This window comes from Anoxybacteroides tepidamans, from assembly GCF_014201465.1.
GTDB lineage: Bacteria > Bacillota > Bacilli > Bacillales > Anoxybacillaceae > Anoxybacteroides > Anoxybacteroides tepidamans.
On the sequence record NZ_JACHEP010000013.1, the window covers coordinates 12,802 to 28,657 of the forward strand.

The following is a 15,856-nucleotide window of genomic DNA, read 5'->3' on the forward strand; positions in this document are numbered from 1 at the left end:
ATGCAGCGAATTATCTTCACAAACGCAAGAGGTCAATCCGTGGAGCTGAAATCATCAGCTCCTTTTCTTTTACAAAGCGTCGATGGGCTCGGTGACGTAGATGCTGACACTCAAACACAGAAATCCCCATTTCAAGATGGCTCGACATACATTGATTCTGTTCTGCAAGAACGCGCTATCTCACTGGAAATTGTAATTATAGCATCGGACAAACCAACACTATTACAGCAACGTCAATATCTTGCTTCTGTTTTTAATCCGAAGTTAGGACAAGGGATACTTCGCTATGAAAACGGGGAAGTCGTTCGTGAAATCGAAGCTGTTCCGGATGGGGTTCCGGTTTTTCCAAGTGGAAGAGAAAATCGCGGACCATTCTTTCAAAAGGCGCTTGCGAACTTGCTCTGTCCAAATCCTTATTGGAAATCAACAGAGATAACAGAAGAGCCCACCTTTGAACCACTTTTCCAATTCCCGTTTGAGGGTGTGTTTGAAATCGGGGTGCAACGGGATAATCGAATTATCGTGAATGATGGGGATGCCCCAACTCCTGTATTTATTGAATTCTATGGTCCAGCGGTCAATCCGAAGATTACAAACAAAACAACCGGAGAATTTATTAAGGTAAATCAAACGTTACAAGAAGGCGAAGTGATGAAAATTGACACTACTCCGGGTAAAAAATCTGTTTATTTTGTTCAACCAGATGGAACTGAGCGCAACGTTTTTAACTGGATTGACTTAGAAAGTACTTTCTTCCAACTTGTCGTGGGAGAAAACGAAATTGAGTATTCTGCAGACAGCGATATTCAAGGTGCGATTGTGAACATTCGATATAACAAACTTTACAACGCAGTATAAGGAAGGTGAGATTATGGCAGAAATCAGTAAGTTTTTTAACTCTGCTCCAGGTGATCCACGAACCTATCAAGCGAGTGACTTTGCGGATTATTTCGGAAGTGTGCTAAGTACAGGATTGCTTCACACAGACAATATCCCCGCGCTAGAGGTAAAATGCGATGGTAACGACTTACGGACGTATGTAACACCGGGGAAAGCGATTATGCAGGGCTATCTCTATGAAAATACAAGCAATCTGTATCTGGAACATGCGCTGCCGGAGGCGACATATGACCGGATCGACCGGATCGTGCTCCGATTGGACAAACGAAATCAGTCTCGTTTTATTAGAGCGTTTGTTAAACAAGGCACTCCCTCAGAGAACCCGGTTCCTCCAGAACTGCAACGTGACGATTTTATTTATGAATTATCGCTTGCCCAGATTCGTGTAAGAGCGAACACGTCAACGTTAAATCCTGCTGATTTGATTGACGAACGTCTGGATGAAAATCTTTGTGGATTAGTCCATTCGCTCATTAGCATTCCAACGAGTCAATTTCAAGCAGAATGGGATGCTTTTATGGCAAGTGTGCAGGATGAAGGCTTTACACCAAGAACGGATTTTGATGCGCATTTGGCGGATACTACGAAACACATTACAGCAACAGAACGCACAGATTGGAACACAGCGAAATCAAAATCTGACGACCTTGAAATTCTCTATTGGATGGGGGCGATGTAATTGGCGGCGACTGCTAAACGTTTATATTTAGGAAATCCGTCTACTACTTTAACAACTGTTTACACTGTACCGGTGAATACAACGACAATTGTAAAAAGTATAGTTATTTGTAATACAAGTGCCACTGATACAACAGCGTCTATTGTTATTTCTACTGCTGGTATAGTTTATAACATGCCAATTAAAGGAAAAGATACGGTTATTATAGATATGAGTTTGGTTATGTATGCAAACGACACAATTCAAGTACAACAAGGAATTGCTAACAATTTAAACATAACTATTTCCGGTGTAGAGGTGGCTTAATCATGGGAATGTATCAATTATCAACTTTAAACCATTGGAATGTTTATGCGAAAAAACAACAAGAAGCATGGATTGCTCCTACGTTGTTGAATGGGTGGGTGAATTTCGCTAACGGGTATGAAACATCAGGATACTTTAAAGATGAATTAGGTATTGTCCATTTAAAAGGAACAGTTAAAGGTGGTACAAATAACATAATTTTCTATCTTCCTATTGGATATAGACCGTTGGCGAGATTATTTTTTCCTGTTCGATATTGGACAGGCACTCAAGAAAACATAGGAATTGTACAAATAAATCCAGACGGTGGTGTAGTTAGAACATTAGGAACTGACGAGGTTGCTTTTGATTCAATATCTTTCCGAGCCGGACAATAGGAGGTGTAAAAGATGAAAAAAGTTCTAATCTTTGATATAAACGGAAACTACGTTGAAGATAAGATTGTAGATGATGAGTACATTCCACAAAAAAATGAGTTTGCTTGTTCAATCAATACGGTGATTGCGTTTTATAAACCTAAATTAGTGAACGGTCAAGTGGTAGAAGGATTGACGCAAGCAGAGATTGATAAATTAAAAGGAAATACATTAGAGGATGCGAAAGCTCGAAAATTAAAGGAATTGAATGATGCTTGTAATAAAGCGATAATCGATGGATTCGATTATACCATTAACGGTGTATTGTATCGCTTCTCATGTAGTTTAGAAGCCCAAGCAAATTTTCAAGGGACAGATACTCTATTCAAAGATGGATTAATCACGTCTATTTCTTGGACGGTTACGAACAAAGTAACAGGTAAGATTGAACGTATTGCGATAGACAAAACAACGTTTACCAATTTGCGACTTGCTGTGTTTAATCATATAAACACTCAAATCAGTAAATTACGTGATACGTTACAACCTAAAGTGGAACAGGCGACTACAATAGCCGAAGTCGAGGCAGTGGTGTGGTCATGAAGCGATATATTTGGAATATCTTCATATCTATTGACCAGTTTTTTAATACGGTTTTAGGCGGTGACCCGGATGAAACCATTTCTTCGAGAATGGGAAAACGAGCGAGAAAAGGTGACAAACTTGGTCAATTCATCTGCGCCATACTGAACATTTTTGATAAAGGGCATTGCGAAAAATCCATCGAGAAAGACGAAGGACAACCGATGTAAACACAGTAGGACGATACTGCGACACAACACCGATTTAATAACGGTGTTTTTTATTAGGTGGTGAACTATGAAACCGATTCGTTTATTGACACCTCAACTCGATTTACTCGCTGAAATTGATGACTATGAATCGTTGCTATTCACAAGGCGATGGCATGAAATCGGCGAGTTTGAACTGCGAATCAATCGACATAAAAGGCATACAGAGCTCCTGCAACGTGGTAATCTCATCATGCTTGGTGCAAGCAGGAATAAGGTTGGTATCATTCGACATCGTGAAATTGTGCTAGATGAAGGCGGAAAAGCGTCAGAAACATGGCTAGTGAAAGGAATTGTGTTGAAAGGGGTCATGGCACAACGAATCGTTGTTCCTCCTGCCAACGACAGTCACGATCGAGCAAGTGGAAATGCAGAAACGGTCATGAAGCATTATGTGAACAATCATGTTGTAAACCCAGTTGATACTAAACGAAAAATTGATATGGTTGTGCTTGCTTCGGACCAGCAACGCGGTTCCAATATTTCGTGGGAATCGCGCTTCAAAAATCTTGCTGAGGAGTTTGTTGAAATCTCGAAAGCTAGCGGGCTTGGCTGGGATGTTGTTCTCGATTTACAACAGAGAAAATGGATATTTGATGTATTCGAAGGGCAGAATCTCACAGTCAATCAGACAGAGAATCCGCCTGTTATTTTTAGTCCGCAGTTTGAGTCGTTGAAGCAACTATCGTTTGTAGAAAGTGATTATAACTATCGCAATTTCGGTTACATCGCTGGCCAAGGTGAGGGAGCTGATCGTCGCGTTGTTGAAGTCGGAGACGCAGAAGGGATATCACGAATAGAAACATTCATTGACTCAAGGGATATATCAGAGCAAGACGAAAGCGGGCAAGCTCTTACGGAAGAACAGATCATTGCGAAGCTCCAAGAGCGAGGACAACAAAAGCTTTCGGAGTTTACCGAGGAGTTTTTCCTCGAGGGGCAAGTTCTCACGAATTCGCCTTTCAGGTATGAGATCGATTATGACCTTGGCGACATCGTTACGATACAAAACCGAGAATGGGGCATAACACGGGATGCTCGTATAACTGAAATAAAAGAAATATACGAACCAGGCGGTTTTCAAATCGAGGCGACATTTGGTCAGAGCCGACCAACATTGATAAAGAAATTGAAACAGGAATTGGCTCAAATTAGCGGAGAAGTACGGAAATAAGGCTTTTTTGATGTTTGTTAGAAAGGCGTGATTTGATGGAACGATTAGATGTTGCATTCAAGACCGGCGCGGCCATTCTTGGTGGCATTACCGGTTTGATATTTGGTGAATCAACTGGATTGCTTGTTGCACTATTTTGGATGGCGGTCATTGATTACGGAACTGGAATGGCCGCAGGATACACAGAAGGCACTTTATCTAGCAAGGTTGGATTTAAAGGGATAGCCAAAAAAGTGATGATCTTTGTGATGGTTGCTCTTGCCCATCTAGTCGATAGTGCACTCGGAACAAAAAATATGTTCCGAGATGCGACTATCGTTTTTTATATGGCCAACGAGCTGTTAAGCATTTTTGAAAATGCGGGAAGGATGGGTGTACCGGTGCCAGAACGACTTACACAGGCAGTCGAATTGTTGAAAGGAAAAAGTAAGGAGGGCGATAAGAAATGAAAATCGTGCTTGACGCCGGACATGGTGGAAGGTGATAAAATGCCGATTCAGAGAACATGTCTTGAATGTGGAGCATCGTTCAGTGTGCCGCCTTCACAAGTTAGGAGGGGCGGTGGTAAGTTTTGCAGTATTGGTTGCGGAACTAGATACAGAAATAAGACAGACAATCCAGCTTGGAGACCGGAGGTAAGGGAAAAAATTAGCAAAAATCACGCTGATGTATCAGGGAAAAACAATCCTATGTATGGAATGCGTGGTTTTCTTGCTCCTAGTTTTGTTGATGGTCGTAGTTCTTTCAAAGGCGACACATATAGAAGGATTGCACTAGCGAATTTACCGCACAAATGTGCTTTGTGTGGACAAACGGATTTAAGCAGACTAGATGTTCATCACAAAGATGGAAATCGTAAAAATAACTCTATTGCTAACCTCGTCTTTCTGTGTAAAAAGTGCCATATCACAAAAGCGCACAAGTATCACAGAAATGAACGAGGTATTTTTATTGGTGCTGAACTAAACAAGGAGGTGGTTTTATGACACAGCGTCTACTTAAAATCGTATTAGACGCTGGTCATTAGCACGGCGGCACAGACAGCGGAGCCGTCGGCAATGGCTTGCAAGAAAAAAATCTGACTTTAAACATTGTCAAAAAGATCGGGAATTTACTATCTGAATACGAAGGTATAGAAGTGCATTATACACGTACTGATGACCGTTTTCTTGAGTTATCAGAACGTGCAGCAATCGCCAACAAATTGAAGGCAGACTATTTTATTTCCGTCCATATCAATGCCGGCGGCGGTACAGGTTTCGAATCATACATCTACAACGGCAACGTCAGCAACGCAACAGTTGCCTATCAAAATGTCATTCATGCAGAAATTATGAAAGCAATCGGCGGTGTTAAAGATAGAGGAAAGGAACGTGCAAACTACGCTGTATTGCGCGAAACCAAGATGCCGGCGCTTCTGACAGAAAATCTATTCATCGACAACGCAAGTGATGCGGCAAAATTGAAATCGGAGCAATTCCTTTTGCAAGTGGCGCATGGCCATGTGCAAGGCATTGTCAAAGCGTTCGGTTTGAAGAAAAAAGCCAAACAGCAACCAAAAGAAAAAGCGTCTGACAAAAAACTCTATCGCGTTCAAGTCGGAGTATTTAACGATCCTAAAAATGCGGAACGACTTGCAGAAGAATTGAAGAAGAAAGGATATCCGGCTATCATCGTGTGACCCCTGCCACTCGGCAGGGGATTTTTTGTTTATGTAGTATAAAAATATCGAGGAGGTGATACCGTGTTCGAAATCGTCGGTCGTCTGCGTTGTCCCATTTGTTTTGTAGCGGTTCGACAAGATGAAAAAGTATTCCTTGACATTATGAACACTGTTATACACCAAGAATGTTATCACCGTTCGAACAGTCATAAACTCCCGATTAAAGACGAAGGTACGTTTCAAAAAATGCTCCTCAAATACCCGTTTTTCAAATGAGCCCTTCTCATTCGAGAGGGGCTTTATCTCCATAATCCTTTCTTAGATTGTCGCGCTGCACGTTCAGCCTTAATAAATTTTTCTTGATATTTCACGTTAGGTTGAATGGTCATGACACGTGCATATCCTTCTTTTACGAGTGTTTCGTTATACAGTTCTTTTCCAACCCACACATACGCAAGTAACCGTCCATATTTATCTTTAATTCCTACGTCGAATTCGAGTGTAACTGTTTTATTAGTCAATCGTTTTTTCGTATAGTTCGATGCCTCTTTCCCGTATTTTTCAACAGGTCGATTCGGTGCAACCGTTTCAGGTGTATTGACACCAATTAGTCGTACTTTTGCAGTTGCCCCAGTGCTAAACTTTACTTCTATTGTATCTCCATCGACGACACGAATAACTTTTACAGTATGTTTCGAATTAATTTTTATTTCCGGTGCGGTTGGCTTTTTATTGTTGTTTGATTGGCCTTTCTTGATAATATTCCCGTTTTTGTCGTGATAGTGATACTCGCCATCTTTTAGTCCCCATTTAGCACAATTTGTGTAGCAAGTATGCCCTCCATTCTTGTCTAGTTTCCCAGGATGAGCAAAAGCGGGAGATACAAAAAGAATTGTTGTTAGAAATAACACGAAAGAGAATAGCCTTTTCATAAACCAATTACCCCCAAAATTTATAATCCTTAATCATTATAAAACGTTTTTTTCGCAAATGTCATTGTTTTATCCATATTTCATTGATCGGCAATCCCAGCTCCTCACAGATGGCATATGCCACAGGGAATGAAGGTAGTGAGCGATTGTTCATGATAGCGCTTAAAGCCGCCTGACTAATACCAATCCTCTTGGCGAAATCCCCTTGTTTAATATCCCGTTCCGCAAATATGATTTTTAACCGGCATTTAAACTGCATTTTTTATCCCCTCGTATAAAAAATAATCTCCACAAAAAAATTTAAAGTGGACAAGATATAAAGGACAACCCCTATATCATACCTTTTACCATACTCGAAAATATTCCACGCAGCATACCTGTTTTCCTGCTATTTCAGACGACACAATAAATTCACAGCAATGCGAGAAGGAAGGAGGGAACATTTCTTTTGTTCAACTAAGAAAACTCAACAAGGAGGAATTTAGATGCTCGAAGTACTTGGAGGCGGTCTTTTGCTTGTCGGACTTGTGTACGCGGAGAAACAAGGGTGGGTGGACGTGGAAAAGGCGGATTTCATCGTGATGATGGGTATGGCGACGGGAGTGGGTGTGAGCTTGTATTTCTTTTTGAAACAACTTCCGATTTTGTTTTTATGAACCGTTCCCGCACACACTCCCTCACGGAACACGGGTGGGCAGACTCGTGTTCCATTAATATCATGTATGTTCAATCTATCGGGAATATGCTCGATGAATGGGATAGTATCTCTTTTTCTTGGAGGTGTTTTTATGTTCGATATCCTTCTTATCCCTGCTATATCCGGCGCGGTCGCGCTGGCAATTGGAATAAAAAGTCGCAATAAAGAGGAGATGGCAATACGGAAAGTTTTTAGAAACATGAAAGTGGGTGCGATGGAAGGAAAAGGCTTTGTTTTCCCAAAACTAGTCGCAACGGAAAAGAAAGCCGACCGCACACGCTATGTATATCGCGTGCCGTTAGGGCTGACGAAAAAGACGCTTGAACCGGTCGAGGAAGTGCTAGAGGCGACGCTCGACCGGCCAGTCGAGGTGACGTTCAAGAAGTGGTTATATATTGAGGTTTTTCATAATGAGATACCTAAAAAGGTGTCATATAGCAGCGCGCCAACTAAAAATGGTTGGGTTGTTCCACTCGGACTTAACGAACGTGGCTGGCACTTTCACGACTTTGACAAGACACCACATTGTACAATAAGCGGCACAACGCGATTCGGGAAAACGGTCATGCTCAAAAACATCATGACGTATCTCATTGAACATCATCCTGACGACATTGAGTTTATCGTGCTTGACATGAAAGGTGGGCTAGAGTTTGGGAAATATAAAAATCTGAAACAGGTCGTAGACGTCGCTAGTAGCCCCGTAGAAGCGTTTCATGCACTCGGAAGGGTAAAGGTATTCATGGAGCAACGAGAAGCCTTATTTAAGCAAAACGGGTGGTCTAACGTGGTGAATACATCGATTCAGAAGCGTCTGTTTGTCATCGTTGACGAAGGAGCGCAGCTCGCTCCCGACCGTTTCATGACGAAAGAACAGAAGGATATGCTTGCAGCGTGCCAGCACACGCTCGGAGAAATAGCGAGAATCGGCGGCGCACTCGGCATACGGCTCATTTTTTGTACGCAGTATCCGACTTCTGATACGTTACCAAGACAGGTGAAGCAAAACGCTGACTTAAAAATCACTTTCCGCTTGCCGACTGGCTATGCGTCACAGGTAGCAATTGACGACTATGGTGCAGAAGAACTTCCGTCAGATATTCCAGGACGCGCAATTGTGAAAACGCATGAAAAAATACTCGTGCAAGCACCGTTCATTTCTGACGACGAGATGATGAAACGATTGGAGGTGCACCGCATTGAAAAAGTCGAGCGTCGAGAAGCTGACAGAAAGACAGCTGAAGATACTATACACTTTGAATAGCCTGCAAGCCCTCTCGCGATCGCAAATACAGCACATGTTTGAGCTGGGAAGCAAACGCAACGCCAATCGCATCCTGCACGGCATCCGGGAATACACACACACGAAACGCATTGGCGAGGACGTGTATTACCTAAACAAGCACGGTGCGGAGCTGGTAGGCGGAGAGGCAACGATTCGCCGGAACAGCCCGCTTGAACACATCGTCATGCGGAACGACATCTATATCTTTTATCACTATCCTCAAGATTGGAAAGTGGAAGCTAGGACGCGATGGAAGGAAGGCGGCAAGGAATACAGCATTGTGTCGGACGCGCGGTTTACGTATCATGGGCAGATGTACTTCCTTGAAGTGGATAATACACAAAAGATGATTGAAAATAAGCGGAAAATCGAACGATATGCCTTTCTGTTCCGATTTATTCAGCGACAGCAAATCGGCGAGCCGGTACTGCTTTTCTACACGTTGTCAGACGTGAGAAAAAAACAGCTGGAGGCATGGTGCAATGAGTATGGCATTCCGTGCGAGGTTTTGCGTAAACAAGATGTTTAATGTATAGTCCTATTATTATTACAAGACATTTAGTGTTAACGACTATGCATACGAAAAATGCGGTCGGCGCGATTTATCGGCTGCTGGAATTTGGCGTTTCATTGCAAGAAATCGAGCAAACATTGTTTGCGGTGACGGCACAACGCCTTGTGGAATTGATGTGCCCGTTTTGTGAAGGAGCGTGTTCCCCGTTTTGCCGCAGACAAAGAGCGGTACGGCGAGCGGCTATTTATGAATGGCTGTATGGGGAAGCGTTAACAAAAGCAATTGAAGAAGCGCGAGGCGAAAACGTGACGTATCATTATCCAACATTGCAGCAGATGATCAAAAAAGGAGTCGCTCTCGGCTTTTTGCCACCTTCCGCTTTCAAAGGTTGGATGATGAATGAAACGTAACAAAACATGGTCGTTGGAAGAACAAGGACAATTTCTATTGCAGCTAGGAAAACTTCTCGATAAAGGATATTCTTTATCACAAGCGATTGAATTTTTAGAAATTCAACATCCTCTTTCCCGCCGTCACAATTTACAACGTTGTTTATCTTTTCTTCGTTCCGGTCTTTCTTTCCACGAAGCGTTACAGCCGCTTTTGTTTCATTCGGAAGCGGTAGGTTATTTGTTTTTCGCAGAGCAGCATGGACGTCTCGCTCAAGGATTAATTGAGGCAGGAAGCATGCTCTTAAATAAAGCGAAATATTGGCAGCGACTTCGCAAAGCAGCAAGCTATCCGCTTTTTCTTCTTTGTTTTATGATGGTAATGCTTCTATTTGTTCAATGGATGCTCCTTCCTCAATTTATTCATCTTTCTTCTTCGTTTCATACGAACCGCTTTTCTACCTCTCGTGTGTTGATTCAAGTCGTTTCGCTTTTTCCTTCTCTTTTTCTGATAGTTTGTCTCATCGGCGGTGTAGTGGCGATCGGATATGTCTTTTGGTTGAAAAAGCTTCCACCGATTGCGCAAATGAGTGTGTGGATGAAAATTCCTTTCGTTCGCACGGTAATCATGTTATACCACACGCATTTATTTGCGCTGCAGTTTAGCCATTTACTAAACGGCGGGTTGTCTGTGTACGAATCGCTCCAAGTGTTTGAAAAACAACAAAATATCCCGTTTTTACGCGCAGAAGGGAGCGCAATGAAAGAGCAGCTGGCAAACGGAGAGAAGTTAGAAACGATCATCGCGATGCGCCCTTATTATGAACCAGCGCTTGTGCTCGTCATTCGCCACGGTCAATCGAACGGAGAACTGGCGAAAGAGTTGTTTCATTATAGCCAATTTGTTTTACAGAAAATTGAAGAAAAAATGGAAAGATGGACGCGCATTGTTCAGCCGTTGTTGTTTTCTGTTATCGGCCTGCTTGTCGTTTGCATGTATTTAGCGATTTTATTGCCGATGTTCGAAACAATGAATCAATTATAAGGAGGAAATCATGCATGAAAGAAAAAGGATTTACATTAATTGAAATGCTTATTGTTTTAATGGTCATTTCTGTGCTTTTATTGATTACAATTCCAAACATTACAAAACATAACGGAATGATTAACGCCAAAGGGTGCGAAGCGTTTTTGCAAACCGTCCAAGCCCAAGTGAAGGCGTACCAAATGGAAAAAAATACAATCCCGACTGTGCAGCAGCTGATGGATGAAAACTACATTAAATCGAATAAATGTCCAAACGGCCACACGATTCAAATCGGTAGCGATGGCGAAGTGAGTGAAAGTGGCACATAAAAACGGGTTTACGCTTATAGAAATGTTGATCGTATTAATGATCGTCAGCACGTTGACGATTCTCGTAATTCCGCGCATCGATCAGCTTGAAAAAGTAAAAGAGGAAACGTATATGATCGAGCAGTTGACCGATGATTTATTGTATGCGCAACAATATGCGATGACACATAAAACCGCGGTGGTGGTCGTTTTTTATAATGCACAAGGGAGATATCGAATGACGGAGAGCTATACATTAGGCCGCACTCTTATTGATCGAACACTTCCTAGCCAATGGTTGTTCGAACTAGCAACACTGCAAAATCCATTAACCTTTTTGGCCAATGGCAATGTCAATAAATCAGGGACAATCTTGATCAAAAACGGCAAAACGACTTACAAAGTAGTGTTTTTGCTTGGGAAAGGAAGGTTTTATGTCCAAAAACTGTGATGGATTCACGTTCGTGGAAACGATTGTGTCGCTGGTGCTTTTACTATTTATCACGACCGCTTTATTGCCGCTTGTCACTCATATCATGGTCGAGCGGCAAAATGCGGCATTAAAAAGCGAAGCCCAACAGTTATTAAACGATGAAATGAGTAATCATGATCAGTCTACCGAAAAAACGGTCACGATTAGAGGAGTAGTATACACCGTTTCATGGACGAATGAAGGAAATAAAATCAAAAAAGCATGTGTTCGGTGGAACGACTATGTTGACCGAATAGTGGAAAGGTGTGGATATGTCAAACAATGAACATGGGGAGCCGTGGATTTACGCTCATTGAAATGCTGATAGTGTTATTGGTTGTGTTGCTTATCGTTTCTTTTCTTCCTTTCCTGTTGGATATTCGTTGGCTGCACGACAAGCCTTTGAACCGCTTTAATCACCTCGAATGGCAAGTATTTCTCCAGCAATTGAAAAGCGAAATTCGCGAATCGAAGCAACTTGAAAGCGATCAGGCGGTGATGTATGCCTATAAGCCGACGGGAGAGAAGGTAAGTTTTGAAAAATATGGATCGCTTATTCGCCGGCGCGTGAACGACCAAGGTAATGAAGTCGTCTTGCAATCGGTTTCCGACGTGCGATATGAATTAGCTCAAAATGGTGTGCGAATCATCGTCGTGACGACTGAAGGAAAGCGATATGAGGCATTTGTGTCTACCTTTTTCCCGATCAAGGTGAAGCAGCCATGAAAAATGAAAAAGGAGTGATTTTTCCGATTACCGTTTTGTTTTCGTTTCTATTTCTGTCGCTGTTTTTTCACGTACTGAAATTGTATGAAACAGAAGTTGAGTTAACGAAATATGAGCAGCAATCGTATGACGTGGATTCATTAATGCAAATGGCTGTCACCGATGTGAAAGCACAAATGGCGGCCAATGTTCCGGCGAATTCAGCAGGAAAAGGAACGTTCGCGTATCCGAATGGCAACGCTCAGTACGAATGGAAACAGTTCACTAGCAATGAAATAAAGGTAACCGTAACTGTCGTTTCGTACGAAGGCATTCGTTACAGCGCAGAATTTACTATTTCATTTCCCGCAATGGAATTGATCGAATGGAAAGAGAAATATTAGTGGTTCATCAGCGGCTGACAATGTGGTGTGAGGTTGGCAGATGAAACGAATCTATTTGTCAAACGGCTTGCGGATGACGATACGCGTCCCTTACTTTCACAGCATCACCGCGATGGTCTTGAGATGTTATGGAAACAACGGTTGCCGTATGATTAAAAGGAGGGTGGCATTGATACAACTGGAAAAGAGTAGGGTAAATCGTCGAAGAAATCATTCTTTTGATTAAAGAAGAGGATATCTGGAAAGACTAGTGGTAAAAAAGGCGGTAAACGTTCATGTCAACGAATGATTATGTCAAATTTGTCACTCAACAGTTTGTTCGCTATATGGACCAGCCGAAAGAGGAACGGAAGAAACAGCGGGAAAAGCGGAAACGAGAAAAGCCGCCGTTGTTGTATTACTGGTTCGGCATGATCCCCTTGTCGCTGCAGCTTCTTTTTCGGAAAAAGTCATGATACTCCCTGCATAGCAGGGAGATATTTTTATGAACGCGGTTGCAAGTAAAATAGCCCGCCGTTAATGACCGAAACGGTAATCTTTGGCTTATATTGTTCTTCGAGCGCCTCTTTTTCAATATAGTAACATTCCGGCTTTTCATCGATTTCTTCATAAAAGTGATCAAGAAGTGCAATATCTTCTTTCCAGCGTGCTATTGCCTCTTCTGCCCATGTATGATTATCTCGTTCAATCAGTTGTTTTATATATTGTTGCAATCGGCTTATGCCGCTGACCGGTTTAATGATTGGCGAAATTGTAAAACAGTAGTCAGGAATTTTAGGTATCAAAGAAAGGTACTGTAGTTTTTCGTGAAACTGTTTGACGATCGTCCCGGTAATTAAATGCAATCCGAGCGATAAAAGCTGATCTTTCTTTCGATCGCATTGATACGAGATTTTTACGTTTAACCCGAGCCATGGATGAAGTGGAATGGACGATTGAACGGAAGCGTCTGTTTGTTCATACAGGCGGATATAGCTGCCGTGGCGCTGCGCCGACTGAAAAATTTGGTGTAACCTTGGCGAACCAAAATGGAGCCGTTCCCCGTTCAGAGCACTTGTTTTTTCATTTTGTTTTGTAATGAGTACAAGTTTCATCGGTGCCGGAACTCCGCCGGTGCGCTCGATATAATGCCAATAAAATGGCCGGTTCATCAATTCTTTATCTAGCTCAATAGATAACTGAACCGTCATATATCCGTCATCGTCTTCGACAATGTCACATTCGTTCGTTTGAAAATACCGCTTGAGAAAATGTTGAATGTCATCTTGCTGCATATTGATCGCTCCTTGCCAATTGATCAGCAAACTCAATCATCGTTGTTAAATTTTCCATTTTGATTTTCATCTCCCTCTCATTGCGCGAACGGAAGAAAATATCTTGTAAATAGTCTTCGAAGTTGTTTACATTCATTTTCGTTAAAATATCATCTAACTCGCCGACGACCCGCTCAAACAAGCGGATTTTTTCGTACAGAAGTTTTAAAATGTGTTCTTCGACCGTATCTTTGACAGCAAAATTGTAAATATAAACGTCGTTCGTTTGCCCTAATCGGTGCACGCGTCCGATTCGCTGTTCTAGGCGCATCGGATTCCATGGTAGGTCGTAATTAATGACGTGATGACAAAACTGCAAGTTGATTCCTTCGCCGCCCGCTTCGGTGGCGATGAGCACTTGAGCGCGATGTTTAAACAGTTCTTTCATCCAATCTTTTTTTCCGCGTTTAAAGCCGCCGCGAAACGGAACGGAAGAAATGCCGTTTTGTTGCAAAAACCATTGCAAGTACAATTGCGTCGCTCGGTATTCGGTAAAAATAATGACTTTATCGTTAATGCGTCGGATCAGCTCGAGCGCTTTTTCCGCTTTCGAATTGGTTGTGACTGCATTGATTTTTTCGATCAGCTCTTGAAAATACACTGGAATTTCTTCGCCATATTTGTCCATCATGTTTTTAGTGGTGAGAAATAGTGCTTCGCGGCTGCTGCAAGCCTCGCGAAGCATTGTAATAAGGGAAAATGGACTGTTCAGAATGGCTTCTTCTGATTTTAATGATTGGACGGTGTCATACAGTTCTCGTTCTTCTCTTGAAAATTCAATGATGATCGTTTCCACGTGCCGTTTCGACCACTCAATCCCTGTATCCACGCGACGGTTGCGGATCATGACTTTATTGACGAGCGCTTTTAAATGCTCATCTGTTTGGAGCGAACGACCTTTTCCATACGTTTCTGAAAAGTACGTCGCGTTTCCTAAATGACCAGGTTTCAATAGGGAAACGAGATGAAAAATTTCTTCCATTCGGTTTTGAATCGGCGTCGCAGTCAACAATAAACAAAATTTCTTTTTTAAATTTTGCACGAACTCATAATTTTTCGTTTTATTGTTTTTTAATTTATGCGCCTCATCAATAATGACCATATCGTACTGTTGCTCATAAATGATGTCGCGGTGCGGGCTTCTTTTCGCCGTATCAATCGATGACACTACAACGTCGCATTGTTCCCATACGTAGCTCTTTTTTTGCGGAACGGCCGGAATGAAAAATTTTTCGTTCAACTCCATCGCCCATTGGGAGACAAGGGAGGCTGGGACGAGAATGAGCACTTTTTTGACAAGCCCGCGAATCATATATTCTTTTAAGATCAGCCCGGCTTCAATCGTTTTCCCAAGTCCTACTTCATCGGCCAAAATCGCTTTTCCGTTCATTTTTTCGACGACTTGCTTGGCGACTTCTAACTGATGCGGCAACGGTGTTAAATGCGGTAAATGTTTCGGGGCTTGCAAGCCGTTAAAATCGGGAACTGCCAGATGTGCGGCGGCTTCTAATGCTAGTTGGTACATTTCCCAGCTCGCCCACGGCCCGTCTTTTTCAATCCGTTCTAAAAATTCGTTTGTCCAAGATGAATCAAATTCGATTTCAACCATCATCTTCCTGTCTCCTTTAATAATAAACGAACGTTTTTTATTCGTTTTTATATAACGTGCGACAAAATGTTAATTATTTACTGATTTAATTAACAAAAAGTTCGGTTATTTTTTAAGTTCGTAATTGAATTTTTATTGCTCTTGTGCGCATGTTAATGGTAGTATAATAATAAATTAGAAAGTTTAAAAAACTATTGTGTCATCTTTTAGCTCTTCACCAAAAGTGGTGCTTGATTTTTAAATAAAAGCGAATTTGATACTTGTTTATACAT

At 42.0% G+C, this 15,856-nt stretch carries 24 protein-coding genes and 2 pseudogenes; 22 read left to right on the forward strand and 4 right to left on the reverse strand.

Annotated features, from left to right (window positions below):
* From HNQ34_RS11165 to HNQ34_RS11210, 10 genes and pseudogenes are all read left to right on the forward strand, one after another.
* On the forward strand, positions 1-858 hold the full coding sequence (locus HNQ34_RS11165; RefSeq protein ID WP_183254534.1) for a phage tail family protein: 858 nt from the start codon (positions 1-3) through the stop codon (positions 856-858).
* A 13-nt stretch (positions 859-871) separates the two neighbouring features.
* Complete coding sequence (locus tag HNQ34_RS11170; protein ID WP_183254536.1) at positions 872-1,579, forward strand: hypothetical protein; 708 nt, start codon at positions 872-874, stop codon at positions 1,577-1,579.
* A complete protein-coding gene (locus HNQ34_RS11175; RefSeq protein WP_183254538.1) occupies positions 1,580-1,885 on the forward strand; it encodes a hypothetical protein in 306 nt (101 codons plus the stop codon).
* A 2-nt stretch (positions 1,886-1,887) separates the two neighbouring features.
* Positions 1,888-2,262, forward strand: a complete 375-nt coding sequence (locus HNQ34_RS11180) for a hypothetical protein (RefSeq protein WP_183254540.1) — start codon at positions 1,888-1,890, stop codon at positions 2,260-2,262.
* Positions 2,263-2,274: 12 nt separating this feature from the next.
* The gene (locus HNQ34_RS11185) at positions 2,275-2,844 is read left to right on the forward strand and encodes a DUF4376 domain-containing protein (protein ID WP_183254542.1); all 570 of its coding nucleotides are present in this window, start codon (positions 2,275-2,277) and stop codon (positions 2,842-2,844) included.
* Entirely contained in the window at positions 2,841-3,053 is a 213-nt protein-coding gene (locus HNQ34_RS11190; RefSeq protein WP_183254544.1) for a hypothetical protein, read from the forward strand. Before HNQ34_RS11185 ends, HNQ34_RS11190 begins: the two co-directional genes overlap by 4 nt.
* A gap of 67 nt (positions 3,054-3,120) precedes the next feature.
* Positions 3,121-4,266, forward strand: coding sequence for a siphovirus ReqiPepy6 Gp37-like family protein (locus HNQ34_RS11195; protein ID WP_183254546.1), 1,146 nt, complete (start codon positions 3,121-3,123; stop codon positions 4,264-4,266).
* A 35-nt stretch (positions 4,267-4,301) separates the two neighbouring features.
* Positions 4,302-4,715 (forward strand): phage holin family protein, encoded by a 414-nt coding sequence (locus HNQ34_RS11200; RefSeq protein ID WP_183254548.1) that lies wholly within the window; start codon positions 4,302-4,304, stop codon positions 4,713-4,715.
* 9 nt (positions 4,716-4,724) lie between these two features.
* Positions 4,725-5,252 carry an HNH endonuclease signature motif containing protein gene (locus tag HNQ34_RS11205; RefSeq protein WP_183254550.1) on the forward strand — a complete coding sequence of 176 codons (528 nt, stop codon included), beginning with the start codon at positions 4,725-4,727 and terminating at the stop codon, positions 5,250-5,252.
* Positions 5,249-5,947 (forward strand): annotated as a pseudogene (locus tag HNQ34_RS11210) (N-acetylmuramoyl-L-alanine amidase). Before HNQ34_RS11205 ends, HNQ34_RS11210 begins: the two are co-directional and overlap by 4 nt.
* 281 nt (positions 5,948-6,228) lie before the next feature.
* Here HNQ34_RS11210 and HNQ34_RS11215 read toward each other — a convergent pair.
* Complete coding sequence (locus HNQ34_RS11215; protein ID WP_183254553.1) at positions 6,229-6,861, reverse strand: thermonuclease family protein; 633 nt, start codon at positions 6,859-6,861, stop codon at positions 6,229-6,231.
* 61 nt (positions 6,862-6,922) lie between these two features.
* Positions 6,923-7,120 (reverse strand): helix-turn-helix transcriptional regulator, encoded by a 198-nt coding sequence (locus tag HNQ34_RS11220; protein WP_183254555.1) that lies wholly within the window; start codon positions 7,118-7,120, stop codon positions 6,923-6,925.
* Between the two features lie 226 nt (positions 7,121-7,346).
* On the opposite strand from HNQ34_RS11220, the gene HNQ34_RS11225 reads away from it, so the two are divergent.
* From HNQ34_RS11225 to HNQ34_RS11275, 12 genes and pseudogenes are all read left to right on the forward strand, one after another.
* Positions 7,347-7,517 (forward strand): hypothetical protein, encoded by a 171-nt coding sequence (locus HNQ34_RS11225; protein ID WP_183254558.1) that lies wholly within the window; start codon positions 7,347-7,349, stop codon positions 7,515-7,517.
* A gap of 132 nt (positions 7,518-7,649) precedes the next feature.
* Positions 7,650-8,822 (forward strand): FtsK/SpoIIIE domain-containing protein, encoded by a 1,173-nt coding sequence (locus HNQ34_RS11230; protein ID WP_183254560.1) that lies wholly within the window; start codon positions 7,650-7,652, stop codon positions 8,820-8,822.
* Positions 8,823-8,856: 34 nt separating this feature from the next.
* Positions 8,857-9,372: a replication-relaxation family protein gene (locus HNQ34_RS11235; protein WP_246364098.1), complete on the forward strand. Its 516-nt coding sequence runs from the start codon at positions 8,857-8,859 to the stop codon at positions 9,370-9,372.
* 17 nt (positions 9,373-9,389) lie between these two features.
* A pseudogene (locus HNQ34_RS11240) lies at positions 9,390-9,767 on the forward strand (ATPase, T2SS/T4P/T4SS family); the annotation flags it as partial.
* Entirely contained in the window at positions 9,757-10,791 is a 1,035-nt protein-coding gene (comGB, locus tag HNQ34_RS11245; RefSeq protein WP_183254566.1) for a competence type IV pilus assembly protein ComGB, read from the forward strand. The pseudogene HNQ34_RS11240 and the gene comGB, both read left to right, overlap by 11 nt.
* Before the next feature lie 14 nt (positions 10,792-10,805).
* On the forward strand, positions 10,806-11,102 hold the full coding sequence (gene comGC, locus HNQ34_RS11250) for a competence type IV pilus major pilin ComGC (protein ID WP_183254568.1): 297 nt from the start codon (positions 10,806-10,808) through the stop codon (positions 11,100-11,102).
* Complete coding sequence (comGD, locus tag HNQ34_RS11255) at positions 11,092-11,532, forward strand: competence type IV pilus minor pilin ComGD (protein WP_312856124.1); 441 nt, start codon at positions 11,092-11,094, stop codon at positions 11,530-11,532. Before comGC ends, comGD begins: the two co-directional genes overlap by 11 nt.
* Complete coding sequence (comGE, locus tag HNQ34_RS11260) at positions 11,516-11,839, forward strand: competence type IV pilus minor pilin ComGE (RefSeq protein ID WP_183254571.1); 324 nt, start codon at positions 11,516-11,518, stop codon at positions 11,837-11,839. Before comGD ends, comGE begins: the two co-directional genes overlap by 17 nt.
* Positions 11,836-12,279 (forward strand): competence type IV pilus minor pilin ComGF, encoded by a 444-nt coding sequence (gene comGF, locus HNQ34_RS11265; protein ID WP_183254573.1) that lies wholly within the window; start codon positions 11,836-11,838, stop codon positions 12,277-12,279. Before comGE ends, comGF begins: the two co-directional genes overlap by 4 nt.
* Complete coding sequence (comGG, locus tag HNQ34_RS11270) at positions 12,276-12,662, forward strand: competence type IV pilus minor pilin ComGG (protein WP_183254575.1); 387 nt, start codon at positions 12,276-12,278, stop codon at positions 12,660-12,662. The genes comGF and comGG overlap by 4 nt, the downstream gene beginning before the upstream one ends.
* 33 nt (positions 12,663-12,695) lie before the next feature.
* Positions 12,696-12,818: a nucleoside/nucleotide kinase family protein gene (locus HNQ34_RS17740; protein WP_281375996.1), complete on the forward strand. Its 123-nt coding sequence runs from the start codon at positions 12,696-12,698 to the stop codon at positions 12,816-12,818.
* 119 nt (positions 12,819-12,937) lie between these two features.
* The gene (locus HNQ34_RS11275; RefSeq protein ID WP_183254577.1) at positions 12,938-13,117 is read left to right on the forward strand and encodes a YqzE family protein; all 180 of its coding nucleotides are present in this window, start codon (positions 12,938-12,940) and stop codon (positions 13,115-13,117) included.
* 27 nt (positions 13,118-13,144) lie between these two features.
* On the opposite strand, the gene HNQ34_RS11280 is transcribed toward HNQ34_RS11275, so the two are convergent.
* Together HNQ34_RS11280 and HNQ34_RS11285 are read right to left on the reverse strand one after the other, a co-directional pair.
* Positions 13,145-13,936, reverse strand: coding sequence for a YqhG family protein (locus tag HNQ34_RS11280; RefSeq protein WP_183254579.1), 792 nt, complete (start codon positions 13,934-13,936; stop codon positions 13,145-13,147).
* On the reverse strand, positions 13,923-15,584 hold the full coding sequence (locus HNQ34_RS11285) for a DEAD/DEAH box helicase (protein ID WP_409978370.1): 1,662 nt from the start codon (positions 15,582-15,584) through the stop codon (positions 13,923-13,925). Before HNQ34_RS11285 ends, HNQ34_RS11280 begins: the two co-directional genes overlap by 14 nt.
* Between the last annotated feature and the right edge of the window lie 272 nt (positions 15,585-15,856).